The following is a 14,372-nucleotide window of genomic DNA, read 5'->3' as shown; positions in this document are numbered from 1 at the left end:
CCTTTACACCCAGCTCACCGCCCCAAAGGTGTCCTCCCGCCTGGGGCTTGTGGAGAAGAGGACCACGGGCACCCCGGTGTATTCCTCTATGAGCTCGAGGTAGCGCCTTAGGGAAGGGGGAAGGTCCTCCCGGCTTCGCACCCCGGAGAGGTCCCCCCAGCCCGCAAGCTCCAGGTAGCGCACCGCCTCGGGGGCCGCCTCCCCGGGCCGGGCCCCATCCAGGTACTCCACCGCCACCTTCACCTTCTCCAGCCCCGAGAGCACGTCCAGTTTGGTGAGGGCCAGGCCGTCAAAGCCGTTCACCTCGCAGGCGTACTTGAGGGCCACCAGGTCCAGCCAGCCCACCCGCCGGGGCCTGCCCGTGGTGGTGCCGTACTCCCCGCCCCTTTCCCTTAGGTAATGGGCCAGGTCCCCGGTGAGTTCCGTGGGGAAGGGGCCTTCCCCCACCCGGGTGGCGTAGGCCTTGGCCACCCCGTACACCTTGGTGATGGCCTTGTGGGAAAGCCCCGTGCCCACCAGGATGCCCCCCACGGTGGGGTGGGAGCTGGTCACGTAGGGGTAGGTGCCGTAGTTGAGGTCCAAGAGGGTGGCCTGGGCCCCCTCAAAGAGGAGGCGCTTGCCCCGCTTCAGGGCCTCCCGCAGGAGGCTTCCCGTGTCGGCCACGAAGGGGGCCAGGATCTCCCGCATCCTCAGGAGATCGGCCAGGGCCTTTTCCTCCGTGTCCCAGCCCGCCTCCCGGGTGGAGTTGGGCTTTTCCAGGAGGAGGCGGCGCACCCTTTCCCGCAGGACGTCTTCCCTCAAGAGGTCCCCCGCCCGGATCCCCACCCTTCGCGCCCGGTCGGAGTAGGCGGGGCCGATGCCCCGGCCGGTGGTGCCCACGAAGTTGTGGCGGCTTTCCACGTGCTTGTGGTGGGGCAGGACCAGGTGGGCCCGCTCGGAGACCAGGACCTGGGGGCGGAAGCCCTCCCTTTCCAAGGCCGAAAGCTCCTCCTGGAAGCGGAAGGGATCGATCACCATCCCGTCTCCCAGGATGTTCACCGCATGGGGGTGGATGACCCCCGAGGGCAGAAGGTTCAGCTTGAAGACCCGGCCTTCCGCCACCACCGTGTGCCCGGCATTGGCCCCCCCTTGGTAGCGGATCACGTAATCGGCCTCCTGGGCCAGGGCGTCCACCACCTTCCCCTTGCCCTCGTCCCCCCACTGTGCCCCGATGATGGCGACTCCCGGCATCCCCTTAAGCTTACGACGCCTCCTCCAGGAGGGCCATCTCCTCTGGACCGAGGACAATGCGCAGGGCCTGGGCGTTTTGCTGGGCCTGATGGGCGTTCTTGGCCCCAGGGATGGGCAGGGCCCCCTTCTCCATCAGGTAGCGGAGGGCGATGGCCGCCGGGCTAACCCCCTTGGCCTCCGCCAGCGCCCGCAGGAGGGGTAAAAGCCTCCTCACCCGTTCCAAAAAGGGGCGGTACTTGGCCCCCCGGTAGCTCCTGGGGGGGTTTTTCGGGTCCAGTTTGCCCGTGAGCCAGCCCATGGCCAAGGGGCTGTAGGCCATGAGGGCGATGCCCTCCCGGCGGAGGGCTGGGAGGTGGGCTTCCCAGTCCCGCACCAGAAGGCTATGCTCCACCTGGTGGGCCAGGAGGGGCACCCCGTGCCGGTCCAGGACGCCCTTGACCTCCTCCAGCTGGGCCAAGGAGCAGTTGGCAACCCCCACCCCCCGGGCCAGGCCCCGTTCCTGGACTTCGGCCAGGGCCTCGGCCCAGACCCTGAGGGGCACCGGGGGCCAGGGCCAGTGCAGGAGGTAAAGGTCCACCGCCTCCACCCCCAGGCGCTTTAGGCTTCCCCGGAGGGCCCGGAGGAGGCTTTTCCGGGAAAGCCGCCAGGGGTAGGGGAAGAACTTGGTGACCAGGAAGGGGCGGGCGCCGGTTTCCGCCATGAAGCGGCCGATGAGCCTCTCCGACAGGCCGAACCCGTAGAACTCGGCGGTGTCCAAAAGGGTTACGCCCCCCTCGAGGCTCGCCCGGAAGGCGGCCTTCAGGTCCTCCTCCCCGTAGCCCTGGCCGTAGCCCCAGAAGATTCGGTCGCCCCAGGCCCAGGTGCCCAGGCCCATGCGGTGGGCGAAGAGGGGGTTCATGCCAGGCGGAAGGGGTTGAAGTCCGTGTCCCGGTCGTAGGCGTCCAGGCCCTCGGCCCGCTTCAGGAAGCCCACCACCCCGTAGGTGAGGGGGAGCATGAGGGCCTCCACCCCCACCTTGAAGGCGTAGTTGGAGAGGAAGACGGCCAGGAGCACCTCCTCGGGCCAGACCCCGTAGAAGGCCACCAGCAGGAAGACCCCGGTGTCCAGCCCCTGGCCCACCAGGGTGGAGAGGAGGGCGCGGAGCCAGAAGAAACGCCCCTCGGTCCGCACCTTGAGCTTGGCCAGCACGTAGGCGTTGGCGAACTCCCCGGCGAAGTAGGCGAGGAGGCTTCCCAGGACGATCCTGGGGGTCAGGCCCAAGAGTAGGCCAAAGGCCTCCCCGAAGCGCTGGCTTTCCCCGTCCTGGGGGGCAGGGAGGGCGGCCACCATTTGGAAGGTGAGGGTGGCGAGGAGGAGGGCGAAAAAGCCCGTCCAGATCACCCGGCGGCTTTTCCGGTAGCCGTAGACCTCGGTGAGGACGTCGCCGAAGATGTAGGCCAAGGGGAAGAGCAGGGTGCCCCCGTCAAAGGTGAAAGGCCCCAGCACCACCAGCTTGGTGGAGGCCACGTTGGACACCAGGAGCACCGTGGCGAAGAGGGCGGTGATCAGGTCCAGGTACTTCATTCTTCCTCCGGGCGGATGGAGGTGATGAAGGGCAGGTTGCGGTCAAACTGGGTCCGGTCCAGGCCGTAGCCGTAGACGTAGGCGTCCTCGATCTCAAAGCCCAGGTAGTGGATGGGGACCTCCACCTGGCGGCGGCTGGGCTTGGAGAGGAGGGCGGCCACCCGGATGGAGGCGGGCTTGCGGGCCTCGAGGTAATCCAGCAGGTAGGAGAGGGTAAGCCCCGTGTCCACGATGTCCTCCACCACGATCACGTCCCGGCCGTGGATGGGAAGGCGGAGGTCCTTCACAAGCTCCACCTCGCCGGAGGAACGGTAGGCGTTCCCGTAGGAGCTGATGGAGATGAAGTCCAGGGTGAGGGGCAAGGGGATGGCCCGGACCAGGTCGGCCATGAAGATGAAGGCCCCGTTCAGCACGCAGATGAGATGGGGGGTTTTCCCCTGGTAGTCCTGGGCGATTTTGCTACCCAGCTCCCTTACCCGTTTCGCTATGGCCTCCTCGCTGATCTGTACGGGTCCATTCCCCGCGGTGAACATGGCCCTCATTCTACCGAGGTTTCCCGCAAAAGGGCCTCCACCTCCTCCTGGGAAAGCTGCCGCCACTTCCCCGGGGGTAGGCGGCCCAGGCGGATGGGCCCCACCTGCAACCGCAGAAGCCTCTTCACCGGGTAGCCCACGGCCTGGAGCATCCTCCGCACCTCCCGCTTCCTTCCCTCGGCCAGGGTAAGGAGGGCGCCGCCAGGGGCCGGGCGGCAGGCCAGGGCCCGGGCGGGGCCATCCTCCAGCTCCACCCCCTCCAGGAGCCTCTGGCAGACGGACCTGGGCAGGGTGCCCCTTTCCGTGTAAACCCGGTAGACCTTCTTGACCCCGTACCGGGGATGGGTGAGGCGGAGGGTTAGGCTTCCGTCGTTGGTGAGGAGAAGGAGCCCCTCGGAATCCCGGTCCAGCCGGCCTACGGGATGGAGGCCGGGGATATCGGGCAGGAGGTCAAAGACCGTCTTCCGGGCGTGGGGGTCATGGCGGGTGGTGGTGTAGCCCCGGGGCTTGTGCAGGGCCAGGACCACCCGCTTTCCGGGGGGTTCCACCCGCCTCCCGTCCACCTCCACCACGTCCCCTGGCCCCACCCTTTGCCCCAGCTGGGCCACCTCCCCGTTCACCCGCACCCGGCCTTGGCGGATGAGCTCCTCCGCCTTCCGGCGGCTTCCAAAGCCGGCGCGGGCCAGGAAGGCTTGCAGGCGCAAGGGGCTTTCCATGGCTAGAACCGGGGTTTTCGCTTTTCCCTAAGCGCCCGAAGCCCCTCTTCCAGCTCCTCCCCCTGGAAGCCCAGAAACTCCAGGGCCAAGGAGACCTCAAAGTGGGGCAGGAAGGTGTGGAGCCAGTTGTTCAGGGCGTGCTTGGTGAGGCCTAGGGCCTCCTTGGGGCCCTCGGCCAGCCGGGCGGCCACCTCGAGGGCCTTTTCGTACACCCTCTCGTCCTCCACCGCCAGGGCCACCAGGCCCAGCCTTTCCGCTTCCTCCCCGGTGAGGGGCTCGTTCAGAAGAAGGTGGTACTTGGCCTTGGCCAGGCCCACCAGGAGGGGCCAAAGGAGGACCGCATGGTCCCCGGCCGCTACCCCAAGCCTGAGGTGCCCGTCCAGGAGCCTGGCCTTCTTGCCCGCCACCACCACGTCGCTGGCCAGGGCTAAGGCCAGCCCCGCCCCCACTGCCACCCCCTCCACCGCGGCCACCACGGGCCTAGGGAAGTCCAAGGGCCCCGCCACCAGCTCCCTGGCTTCCCAAAACACCCGCATCAGGGCCCGGTGGGAGGCGCGCATCTCCTCGATGAGGGCGAAGGAGCCCCCGGCGGAGAAGACCCCGCCCTCGCCCCTTAGGAGCACGGCCCTCACCTCCTCCAGCTCCCTGAGGTCCCGCCAGATCCGGGCCAGGTCCCGGTGGGCCCCTGGGCCTAAGGCGTTCAGCTTTTCCCCCCTTAGGGTGATCTCCAGCACCCCGGGTCGGGGCCAGGCGAAGGCGAGGCTGGGGTAACGGCCACTCAGGTCCATGCCTCCATTCTTCCCCCCACCGGGTGGTGATACAATCCCCTAGGCATGGCCCTCTATGCGGTGGACAAGCCCCTCCACCTCACCTCCCATGACGCGGTGGAGGAGGCGAGGCGCCTTCTTGGCACCCGCCGGGTGGGGCATACCGGCACCCTGGATCCCTTGGCCACGGGCCTGCTCCTTTTGGTTTCCGAGGAGAGCACCAAGCTGGTTCCCTTCCTCTCGGGGGAGGAGAAGGAGTACATCGCCTGGGTTTCCTTCGGGGCCACCACCCCCACCTTGGATGCGGAGGGGCCGGTGAGCGAGGAGGCCCCGGTGCGCTTTGACCGCAAGGAGCTGGAAGGCGTGCTCCCTTCGTTTTTGAAGCTTAAGGAGCAGGTGCCTCCCCTCTACTCCGCCATCAAGGTGGGGGGCAAAAGGGCCTACGAGGCGGCCCGGGAAGGAAGGCCCTTGGAGCTTGGCCCCAGGCCGGTGAAGTACCTGGAGGTGGAACTCCTGGCCCTGGACCCCGAGCCCATCCCCCATCCCATTGCCCCCTCGGCCAAGGGGTGGCGGCTTGCGGAAAAGGGGGGGCGCAAGGTGGAGCTTCCCAAACCCTTGGGTTCTTACCCCACCGCGGTGATCCGCCTGGTGGTGGGCCCCGGCACCTACGTGCGGGCCTTTGCCCGGGACCTGGGGGAGAGGCTCAAGACCAAGGCCTTCCTCTCCGGGCTTGTGCGCACCCGCATCGGCAAGGTGGGGTTGGAGCGGGCGGTGAAGCTTTCCGAGCTTTCCCCGGAAAAGGCCATCCCCGAGACCGATGCCCTGCCTTTCCCCGTGGTGGAACTTTCCCACACCGAGGCCCGCCGCGTGCTGGAAGGGATTCCCTTGCCCATCCCCGCCTTGGGCTATGTGGCCTTGGTGGATTCCCGAAGAAGGCTTTTGGCCATCGCTGAGGGCGACGGCTTCAAGCTCAAGATAAGGCGCGTCTTTGTAAAGGAGGCTTAGTATGGTGATCGGCGTACCCAAGGAGATCAAGACCCTGGAGAACCGGGTGGCCATGACCCCGGGTGGGGTGGAAAGCCTGGTCAAGCGCGGGCACACCGTTTTGGTGGAGCGGGGTGCAGGCCTGGGCTCCGGCCTATCCGATGCCGAGTACCAGCGGGCGGGGGCTGAGCTGGTGAGCCGGGAGGAGGCCTGGGGGGCGGAGCTGGTGGTGAAGGTGAAGGAGCCCCTGCCCGAGGAGTATCCCTTTTTGCGCCCCGGCCTCATCCTCTTCACCTACCTGCACCTGGCCGCGGACCGCACCCTCACCGAGGCCATGCTGCAAAGCGGGGTCACGGGGATAGCCTACGAGACCGTGCAGCTTCCCGACGGCTCCCTCCCCCTTCTGGTCCCCATGAGCGAGGTGGCGGGGCGGATGGCCCCCCAGGTGGGGGCCCAGTTCCTGGAGAAGCCCCATGGGGGGCGGGGGGTGCTCCTCGGGGGGTGCCCGGGGTGGCCCCGGCCAGCGTGGTGATCCTGGGGGGCGGCACCGTGGGCACCAACGCCGCCAAGATCGCCCTGGGTATGGGGGCCCAGGTGACCATCCTGGACGTGAACCATAAGCGCCTCCAGTACCTGGACGATGTCTTTGGGGGCCGGGTGGTCACCCTCACCGCCACGGAGGCCAACATCAAGAAGAGCATCCAGCACGCAGACCTCCTCATCGGGGCGGTGTTGGTGCCCGGGGCCAAGGCCCCCAAACTGGTGACCCGGGACATGCTGCCCCTCATGAAGGAGGGCTCGGTGATCGTGGACGTGGCCGTGGACCAGGGGGGGTGTGTGGAGACCATCCGCCCCACCACCCACGCCGAGCCCACCTACGTGGTGGAGGGGGTGGTGCACTATGGGGTGGCCAACATGCCGGGGGCGGTGCCCAGGACCAGCACCTTCGCCCTCACCAACCAGACCCTGCCCTACGTGCTGAAGCTGGCGGAGAAGGGCTTGGAGGCCCTTTTGGAGGACGATGCCTTCCGCAAAGGCCTCAACACCCACCGGGGGCTTCTCACCCATCCCGGGGTGGCGGAGGCCTTCGGCCTGCCCTATACCCCCCCCGAGGAGGCCCTGAGGAGGTAGGATGCAAGGACGGGTGACGGTAACCGAGGGGGCCTTGGCCTCCTTGCTGGCCCTGGCGGCCCACGAGGTGCCCGGGGTGGTGGGGATGGCCCCGGCGGGGCTTAGGGACCAGGTGGTGCGCATTCTTGGGCGGCAGGAGGCCAGCGAGGGGGTGGTGGTGCGCCAGGACCCGGCGAGCCCGGGCAAGTACACCGCCGACTTCTACGTGGTGGTGGCGGTGGGCACCCGCATCCCCACGGTGGTGGAGTCCCTAGCGGAGCGGGTGGCCTTTGCCGCCAAGAAGCTTGCGGGGGTGGAGCTTTCCCAGGTCAAGGTCCACGTGGTGGGGGTGGGGCGTGGCTAGCCTGAGGCCCGAGGAGCTTGCCGAAACCTTTCGCTACGCCACGGACTGGTTTGCCGTGTTCGTGGAGGAGCTCAACGCCCTCAACGTCTACCCTGTCCCCGATGGGGACACGGGCACCAACATGCACCTCACCCTCCTGTCCGCTCGGCGGGAGCTGGATCTGGCCGACACCTCCAAGATGTCCGAGGTGGCCCGGGCCATCGCTTACGGGAGCCTTTTGGGGGCTCGAGGCAACAGCGGGGTGATCCTTTCCCAGATCCTGAAGGGGTTCAGCGAGGCCATCCGCCAAAGGGAGGTGCTGGACGCCCCCGCCTTGGCCGAGGCCCTGCGCCTGGGGGCAGAAACCGGCTACAAGGCGGTGATGAAGCCGGTGGAGGGCACCATCCTCACCGTGGCCCGGGCGGCGGGGGAAGGGGCTAGGGGAGGGAGCGTGGAGGAGGTCCTGGAAAACGCCCTTAAGGCCGCCCGGGAGGCCTTGGAGAAGACCCCCGAACTCCTTCCCGTGTTGAAGCAGGCGGGGGTGGTGGACGCCGGAGGTGCCGGGTACGTGCGCTTTCTGGAGGGTATCCGGGGGTATGTCCTGGGGCTTCCCCTGCCCGAGCCCCCCAAGGTGGAGCGCTACGCCCAGACCGCCTTCGCCACCGAGGAGTTCGGCTACTGCACCGAGTTCCTCATGGAGGGGGTGGAGGTGCCCATTGAGAGGGTCCGGGAGGCGGTGGCCCCTTTTGGGGACTCCCTCTTGGTGGTGGGGGCCGAGGGGTACGTGAAGGGGCACATCCACACCAACGATCCCGATGGCCTCCTGGCCACCGTGGCCCGTTTTGGGCGCATGGTGCGCACCAAGGTGGAGGACATGACCGAGCAGCACACGGAGATCCTGGCCATGGTGGGGGCGGGGCAGGAGGCCCCCCCGCCCACCGGCCTGGTGGCCGTGGCCCTGGGGCACGGGGTGGCCCGGGTTTTTCGCAGCCTGGGGGCCCGGGTGGTGGCGGGGGACAAGACGCAAAACCCCAGCGTGGAGGACCTCCTGGCCGCCATCCGGAGCCTGGCCAGCCCCAAGGTGATCCTGCTCCCCAACAACCCCAACGTCTTCCTGGCGGCGGAAAAGGCGGCGGAGCTGGCCAAGGGATTGGGCAAGGAGGTGCATGTGCTCAAGACCCGCACCCTGGGCCAGGGCTTGGCGGCGGCGGTGCGCTACCTCCCCGAGGTGGAGATGGAGGAACTCCTTCCCGAGATGGAGGAGGCCATGAGGGGGGCGGTGACCCTCGAGGTCACCTGGGCCAGCCGGGACGCGGAGGTGGATGGGGTGAAGGTCCTGAAGGATAAGCCCATCGGCCTTCTGGATGGCCGGCTTGTCCTCATGGGGGAGACCCCGGAGGAGGTTCTGGAGGGCCTCCTTCGCTTGGCCGGGGAGGGGAAGGAGGTTCTCACCCTCTTCCTGGGCCCCAACACCTCCAAGGAAAAGGCCGAGGAGGTGGTCAGGAGGTTTCCGGGGCTGGCGGTGGAGGTTCTCCCTGGGGGGCCCGACCTTTACGCCTACCTGGGGGTCTTGGAGTAGGCTAAAGAAAGCCTAAGCCTTTTCCCCCTTTCCCTGGGCTATGCTGAAGGGAAAGGGGGATTTTATGTGGCAAGGCCAAGTAGGGATGACCAAGAGGTGGCTTGGGGGTCTTGCGGTGCTGGCGCTTGCCGCCTGCAACCTCCAGGGCCCCCCGCCGGTGAGCGGGGACTTGCCTGTGGGGGGGTCGGTGATCGCCCACCTGCCCGCGGCCCAGGAGAGCGGCGGGGAGCTAAGGCCGGGGGTAAAGGTGTACCGCATAGCCCTAACCCAGGACCAGGCGGTGAAGGTGAGTGCGGTTTCCGCAGAGCTTCAGCAAAGGGCGCGGCTCCGCCTGGTGCTTTTGGACGACAAGGGCGTGGTGCAGGCGGTGAGCGTGGCCCGCAACTGGTTCGCCGCCTGGCAGGAGCTTGCGCCCCTTGCCCTACGGCCCCAGATCACCCTTGACCCGGGGTACCGCCTGAACTTTAAGGGGCAGGCGGGCCAGGTCTTTTACCTTCGGGTGGAAAACTATGCCTTAAGCCAGGATCGGGTAACCCTGTACGCCGATCCCTTCACCCCCAATCCCGCGGGGAAGGGGGAGGCCTTCTCCTCGGGGAGCAGGTGGGGGGCCATAGAGTTCGTGCGCGAGTTTGACCGGTACGACGTGTCTGATGCCACGGGTTACCTTAGGTTCACCTATTCCGGTCCCTTGGACCTGGTGGCCCTTCTCTACCTCTCGCCCACGGATGCCAGCCCCCTCGTCTTGGACCCCGTGATGAACTGCGCCCCCGTTTCCCCCGCCACCCTCCTGGTGGTGCGGGATCGGGGCCTAGCCCGGGCGGGGTTTGACGAGGCAAATAGCGGACGCTACGGCCTGGAGCTCTCTTCCACCCCATGCCCCTAGGCTTCTTTGACGGGACTGAGAGTGGGGTAAAGAGGTTTAAGGAATCTCTCATGCAAGACGCCTCAAAGTGGTCCCTTTCCTGCGTGGTTCCTTAGTTGTTGTAAACATTCCATCCCTATTGGGGGGCGGCCTGGATGAGGCTCCCCCTTCATGCTTCTCAGAAACCTCCAGGTTTGCCCCGCATACTCAGGGGCGCTATGCGGGGTTTGCTGATCGTGCTCCTTTCCGCCCTGGCCGTTGCCGGGGCTTGGGCCCAGGTGGGGGGCCGGAAGGTTTTGGTCCTCGAGGCCACCGCCTACACCTCCAGCGTGCGGGAAACCGACTCCACCCCCTTCATCACCGCCACCGGCATGCGCACCCGGCTCGGGGTCTTGGCGGTGAGCCCAGACCTTCTTCGGGCTCTGCCCTACGGCACCAAGGTGCGCCTTAAGGACCTGGGTTCCGTGTACGGCCGGGGCCGCGGGCAGTTTGATTACCTGTTTCGCGAACGCATCTTTGTGGTGGCCGACGTGATGCACCCCAGGATGCGGGAGAAGGTGGACGTCTGGCTTCCCGATCGGGCCACCGCCTTGCGCTTTGGCCGGAGGCTCCTCCAGCTGGAGGTGGTGGAGTACCCCAGGCGGTAAGACCCCGTCCCTTGCCCGTATCCTGAGAGGGTGCGCTTCGCCCTCTTCCTGGCCCTGGCCCACCTTCGGCGTAGACCCCTGCAGACGGCCCTGGCCCTGTTAGGGGTAGGGGTGGGGGTGGCGGTGCTCCTCACCGCCCTCTCCCTCACCAACGGCTTTGTCAGCGGCTTGGTGCGGGCCACCTTGAAGGCCTATCCCCATCTGGTCCTCTTCAGCTTGAGCGAGGAGCTTCCTCCCTTTCCCGCCGGGGAACTCCCCGAGGTGGAGGCCTACGCCCCCTTCGCCGCCACCAAGGCCCTCTTGACCCGCCCGGCGGAGGGCGCCAGGGGCCCGGGGGTGGACTTCGCCACCCTGGTGGGCCTGGGCGAGGGTGGAGAGGCCCTTTACCCGGAGCTGGGCCTAAGGCTGGAGCCCGGGGGCATCTACCTGGGCTCGGCCTTGCAGCAGTCCCTGGGGGCCTTTTTGGGGGACAGGCTCTACGCCATGTCCGCTACCCAGGAACGGGTAGAGCTTAGGGTGTTGGGGGCTTTCCGTACCGGTAACTACCTCTTGGATTCCGCCTATGCCTTTGTGGACCTGAAGACGGTGGAGAGGCTTTCCGGGGTCCGGGCCCAAGGCTACCAGGTGCGCCTCAAGGACCCTTGGCGGGCCAAGGAGGTGGGGGTGGCCCTCGCCGGTACCCGCTTTTTCCCCCAGGCCTGGCAGGACACCCAGCGGACCCTTTTGGAGCAGCTTTCCCTGCAGAAGCGGGTCCTGGGCATCCTGGTCTTCCTCATCGTGGCCGTGGCCGCCTTGGGGGTGGCCAACCTCTTGGTGCTCAAGGTGGTGGAGAAGACCCCGGAGATCGCCCTCCTCCGGGCCATGGGCGCCTCGAGGTTCACCGTGGGGATGGTCTTCGCCCTGGAAGGGGTGTTCCTGGGGATCGGGGGGGTTCTTTTGGGCAACCTCCTGGGGTACCTCCTCTGCCTCTACCTTTCCCTCCGCCCGGTGGACCTTCCCGGGGAACTCTACTTCCTCACCCACCTGCCCGTGGAGATGCGCCTTTCCGACTTCCTTCTGGTGAGCGGCGCAAGCCTTTTCGCCACCTTCCTCTCCGCCCTCCTGCCCCTTTTCCGCGCCCTCAGGGTTCAGCCTGGGGTGGTCCTGCGGTAGTTGCGCAAACGGGCCTCCTGCCCTAGACTCTTTAAGGCGGGCCGGTGTAGCTCAGCGGTAGAGCAACCGCCTCGTAAGCGGTAGGCCGCCGGTTCAAATCCGGCCACCGGCTCCAGGCCAAACCCATCCCCTCGAGCCCCGCCAGCAGGCGGGGTTTTCCTTCAGACTTGACCGCTATTCTGCATAGAGCCCCAGGAACCGCAGGGCAGCCAGGGGGTTGAAGGAGAAAACCTCCAAGGCCGCCTTCTTCCGGCGCACCCCCTTCCAGTTCAACCACGAGACCAAGTGCGCCCGCAACACCGCCAGCACCTCACCCCCTCGCCCCCGCACCTGAAAGGCGTCCTCCCGCAAAAGCACATCCCGCACCCAGAAGGAACCATTCTCCACCCCCCATCGCCCCACCCAAATCTCCCCCAGCACCCGGGCGTCCGCCTCCTCCGGCCCAAGGCTCGTGAGCGCGTACCCCTCCGTCCGCCTCACCTCCCCCGTCCCCTTCACCACCACCTCCCGCACCAGCCGCACCGCCTGCCTGGCCCCAGGAAAGGCCGCCACCTCCGGGGGCAACACCGGAGAAGCCCACACCTCGTACCGCCTCACCTCCCCGTCTGCCTCCCGCACCCACTCCGCCCGCGTCTCCCCAGGCAGGGCTCCTCGCGCCATCCCCGCAAACACCTCCCGCACCCACCCCAAAAGCCCCCCCTGGTTCCCCTTCAGCACCAGGAGGTACTCCCCCCCTTTGCCCGCACCCGGCGGGCCACCTCGGGGTACAAAAACCCCGCATCCCCCACCACCACCTTCCCCACAAGCCCCTCGGCCCCCAGGCGCTCCAAAAGCTCCAGAAGCGCCTTGTCCTCCCTTCCCTCCGCCCTGGCCTGGGCCAGGGTGCGCCCCAGGGAAAGGGCCCAGGCCTCCACCAGGCGGACCTGGGGGCTCTTCCCCTTACCGCTCCCTCGCAGCACCTTGCCGTCGGCCACCAGGACCTTTTCCCCTTCCAGCTCCCTTCCCGGGAAGACCTTGGCCAGGGCCTCCGCCAGGGCCTGGGGGTCCAGGCGGTGGAGGAGTTGGGTGAGGGCGGTGTGGCCCGGGGCCTTGCGCAGGCCCAGGTGGGGGAGGAGGTGGGGGTTGGCGCGGGCAAAGCGGGAGACGCCGCGCAGGGAGTCCACGCGGGAGAGGAAGGCCAAAAGAACCAGGGCCAGCAGGCCCCAGAGGGGGTAGCGGCGGTTGTGGGCCCGGGGGTCGGGAACCTGGGATAGGGCTTCGCGCAGGGTCATGGGAATCATTTACCCCAAAAGGGGTATAACGGTCAAGTCTGGGTTTTCCTTTGCCGCGCTGGGCTTGCCTTGCAAGCCCTCTTGAGTTATGCCTTTCCCGAGATGGGCAAGCGCGGCTTCGTCCGAAGGGAACCGAGGCCCAAGGAAGTCCTAGAGCTCTGCCTGTACCTGGCCCAAGAGGTGGCCCCACCCACCCCCAAAGGCCACCGCGGCAGACCCTGGCGCTACACCCATGCCCTGTACCTGGCCCTCCTCCTCTTCCGCGCCTTCTACGGCCTCACCTACCGAGCCACAGAGGCCCATCTCCAGGACCTCCTAGAGGGCCCCTTCCCCTCCCACCAGGCCCTGGCCGCCTATGCACAGAAACACCTGAACGAAGAGGTGCTGCAGGCGCTGCTGGAACGGCTGGTACAGGAGGTGGAAGCCCGGCTTCCCCAAGAGGAAGGGGACCCCCCCTTTTCTTGATGGACAGCACGGGGCTGGCCTACCGTAGCAAAGACACGGTGCTGCGCTGGCACAGGGGGCAGGAGGAGCGGCGGATGCGGGGGCACAGCCGGCTTTTGGCCCTGGTGCGGTGGAGGAGGGGGCAGAAGCTTTTGGCCCCTTGGGGGGGCGGGGTGGGGCGGGCGTATGCCCCTGACCCGAGGCTTGGGGCGGGGGTGCTCCTGCGGTTTGGGCTGGGGGGCGGGGTGCTTTTGGGGGACGCGGGCTTTGACGGGAGGGAGGTGTGGGAGGTGGTGCGAGGGCTTGGGGTGTGGCCCCTGATCCGGCTGCGGGGAGGGGGAGAGGTGCGGGATGAGGTGCGGCGGGAGGTAGCGGCGAGGTGGGACGGGGAGGTGTATCGGAGGCGAGGGGTGGTGGAGGGGGTGTTTGGGGGGATGAAGACGCGTTTGCGGAGGGGTTATTTGCAGGAGCGGAAACCGCATACGGCCATGTGGCGGGCCTTTATGGAGTTCCTTGCCTACGGCCTGCGCATCCTGCTCACCCTGCTTCCCCCTCAGGGGGGGTACAAGGCGATTTACTAGGCAAGCCCTGCCGCGCTTGCCAAAATGCCCCTTGCCCTGTACACTAGTCAAGTTGAGGGCCCTCAGGGCCAGCCCCTGGCCCTGAGGGTGCTGCCCTGTGTGGGCGAAGGTCGGGGGAAGGGAGCTTCCCCCGGGTGGATCTTGAGAACACGGGGGCAAGTCCAAGAAGAAGGGAGTGGTGGCACTGCCGACGATCAACCAGCTGGTCAGAAAGGGCCGCGAGAAGGTCCAAAAGAAGAGCAAGGTTCCGGCCTTGAAGGGGTCGCCTTTCCGCCGGGGAGTGTGCACCGTGGTGCGCACCGTAACCCCCAAGAAGCCCAACTCCGCCCTGCGTAAGGTGGCCAAGGTGCGCCTTACCTCCGGGTACGAGGTCACCGCCTACATTCCCGGCGAGGGGCACAACCTGCAGGAGCACTCCGTGGTCCTCATCCGGGGTGGCCGTGTGAAGGACCTGCCGGGTGTGCGCTACCACATCGTGCGCGGGGTCTACGACACCCAAGGGGTGAAGGACCGCAAGAAGAGCCGCTCCAAGTACGGAACCAAGAAGCCCAAGGAGACCAAGGGCGCGGCTCCGGCCAAGAAGAAGTAGG

16 protein-coding genes, 1 tRNA gene and 2 pseudogenes are annotated in these 14,372 nt (G+C 67.4%); 11 read left to right on the top strand and 8 right to left on the bottom strand.

Features of this window, described 5'->3' with window-relative positions; genetic code table 11:
• Positions 1-3: 3 nt before the first annotated feature.
• Genes BS74_RS09905 through BS74_RS09880 form a run of 6 tightly spaced genes read right to left on the bottom strand, consistent with a single transcriptional unit; the run spans position 4 to position 4,830 of the window.
• Positions 4-1,230, bottom strand: a complete 1,227-nt coding sequence (locus BS74_RS09905; protein ID WP_038058352.1) for an adenylosuccinate synthase — start codon at positions 1,228-1,230, stop codon at positions 4-6.
• Between the two features lie 10 nt (positions 1,231-1,240).
• Positions 1,241-2,128, bottom strand: a complete 888-nt coding sequence (locus BS74_RS09900) for an aldo/keto reductase (RefSeq protein WP_038058351.1) — start codon at positions 2,126-2,128, stop codon at positions 1,241-1,243.
• On the bottom strand, positions 2,125-2,793 hold the full coding sequence (locus tag BS74_RS09895) for a queuosine precursor transporter (RefSeq protein WP_038058350.1): 669 nt from the start codon (positions 2,791-2,793) through the stop codon (positions 2,125-2,127). The genes BS74_RS09900 and BS74_RS09895 overlap by 4 nt, the downstream gene beginning before the upstream one ends.
• Positions 2,790-3,335 carry a hypoxanthine phosphoribosyltransferase gene (hpt, locus tag BS74_RS09890; RefSeq protein ID WP_185747724.1) on the bottom strand — a complete coding sequence of 182 codons (546 nt, stop codon included), beginning with the start codon at positions 3,333-3,335 and terminating at the stop codon, positions 2,790-2,792. The genes BS74_RS09895 and hpt overlap by 4 nt, the downstream gene beginning before the upstream one ends.
• Complete coding sequence (locus BS74_RS09885) at positions 3,332-4,042, bottom strand: pseudouridine synthase (protein ID WP_038058347.1); 711 nt, start codon at positions 4,040-4,042, stop codon at positions 3,332-3,334. The genes hpt and BS74_RS09885 overlap by 4 nt, the downstream gene beginning before the upstream one ends.
• Before the next feature lie 2 nt (positions 4,043-4,044).
• Positions 4,045-4,830 (bottom strand): enoyl-CoA hydratase/isomerase family protein, encoded by a 786-nt coding sequence (locus tag BS74_RS09880; RefSeq protein ID WP_038058346.1) that lies wholly within the window; start codon positions 4,828-4,830, stop codon positions 4,045-4,047.
• A 45-nt stretch (positions 4,831-4,875) separates the two neighbouring features.
• Here BS74_RS09880 and truB point away from each other — a divergent pair, with 45 nt between their 5' ends.
• The 8 genes and pseudogenes from truB to BS74_RS09840 all read left to right on the top strand — a co-directional run bounded on the left by truB (position 4,876) and on the right by BS74_RS09840 (position 11,601).
• Positions 4,876-5,814, top strand: a complete 939-nt coding sequence (gene truB / locus BS74_RS09875) for a tRNA pseudouridine(55) synthase TruB (protein ID WP_038058345.1) — start codon at positions 4,876-4,878, stop codon at positions 5,812-5,814.
• Position 5,815: 1 nt separating this feature from the next.
• Positions 5,816-6,924: pseudogene (ald, locus tag BS74_RS09870) on the top strand (alanine dehydrogenase).
• Position 6,925: 1 nt separating this feature from the next.
• Positions 6,926-7,267 (top strand): Asp23/Gls24 family envelope stress response protein, encoded by a 342-nt coding sequence (locus tag BS74_RS09865; protein ID WP_038058344.1) that lies wholly within the window; start codon positions 6,926-6,928, stop codon positions 7,265-7,267.
• The gene (locus BS74_RS09860; protein WP_038058343.1) at positions 7,260-8,825 is read left to right on the top strand and encodes a DAK2 domain-containing protein; all 1,566 of its coding nucleotides are present in this window, start codon (positions 7,260-7,262) and stop codon (positions 8,823-8,825) included. Before BS74_RS09865 ends, BS74_RS09860 begins: the two co-directional genes overlap by 8 nt.
• Positions 8,826-8,910: 85 nt before the next feature.
• Entirely contained in the window at positions 8,911-9,708 is a 798-nt protein-coding gene (locus BS74_RS09855; RefSeq protein ID WP_038058342.1) for a hypothetical protein, read from the top strand.
• Positions 9,709-9,905: 197 nt separating this feature from the next.
• The gene (locus tag BS74_RS09850) at positions 9,906-10,334 is read left to right on the top strand and encodes a 3D domain-containing protein (RefSeq protein WP_038058341.1); all 429 of its coding nucleotides are present in this window, start codon (positions 9,906-9,908) and stop codon (positions 10,332-10,334) included.
• 30 nt (positions 10,335-10,364) lie between these two features.
• The gene (locus BS74_RS09845; protein WP_038058340.1) at positions 10,365-11,486 is read left to right on the top strand and encodes an ABC transporter permease; all 1,122 of its coding nucleotides are present in this window, start codon (positions 10,365-10,367) and stop codon (positions 11,484-11,486) included.
• A gap of 40 nt (positions 11,487-11,526) precedes the next feature.
• Positions 11,527-11,601, top strand: a tRNA-Thr gene (locus BS74_RS09840).
• 59 nt (positions 11,602-11,660) lie between these two features.
• Here the strand turns inward: BS74_RS09840 and BS74_RS13040 are convergent.
• Both BS74_RS13040 and BS74_RS12675 read right to left on the bottom strand, forming a co-directional pair.
• Positions 11,661-12,203 (bottom strand): DDE transposase family protein, encoded by a 543-nt coding sequence (locus BS74_RS13040; RefSeq protein WP_245606111.1) that lies wholly within the window; start codon positions 12,201-12,203, stop codon positions 11,661-11,663.
• Positions 12,197-12,757, bottom strand: a complete 561-nt coding sequence (locus BS74_RS12675) for a transposase family protein (RefSeq protein WP_038058991.1) — start codon at positions 12,755-12,757, stop codon at positions 12,197-12,199. The genes BS74_RS13040 and BS74_RS12675 overlap by 7 nt, the downstream gene beginning before the upstream one ends.
• A gap of 102 nt (positions 12,758-12,859) precedes the next feature.
• On the opposite strand from BS74_RS12675, the gene BS74_RS12670 reads away from it, so the two are divergent.
• From BS74_RS12670 to rpsL, 3 genes and pseudogenes are all read left to right on the top strand, one after another.
• Positions 12,860-13,222, top strand: a complete 363-nt coding sequence (locus tag BS74_RS12670) for a hypothetical protein (RefSeq protein WP_051946842.1) — start codon at positions 12,860-12,862, stop codon at positions 13,220-13,222.
• Positions 13,201-13,782, top strand: a pseudogene (locus BS74_RS12665) (transposase); the annotation flags it as partial. The gene BS74_RS12670 and the pseudogene BS74_RS12665, both read left to right, overlap by 22 nt.
• Before the next feature lie 175 nt (positions 13,783-13,957).
• Positions 13,958-14,371: a 30S ribosomal protein S12 gene (gene rpsL / locus BS74_RS09815; protein WP_019551715.1), complete on the top strand. Its 414-nt coding sequence runs from the start codon at positions 13,958-13,960 to the stop codon at positions 14,369-14,371.
• Position 14,372 lies beyond the last annotated feature (1 nt).

The sequence above is a fragment of the Thermus amyloliquefaciens genome, from assembly GCF_000744885.1.
GTDB classification, from domain to species: domain Bacteria; phylum Deinococcota; class Deinococci; order Deinococcales; family Thermaceae; genus Thermus; species Thermus amyloliquefaciens.
This window is presented reverse-complemented; position numbering and strand designations above follow the sequence as displayed.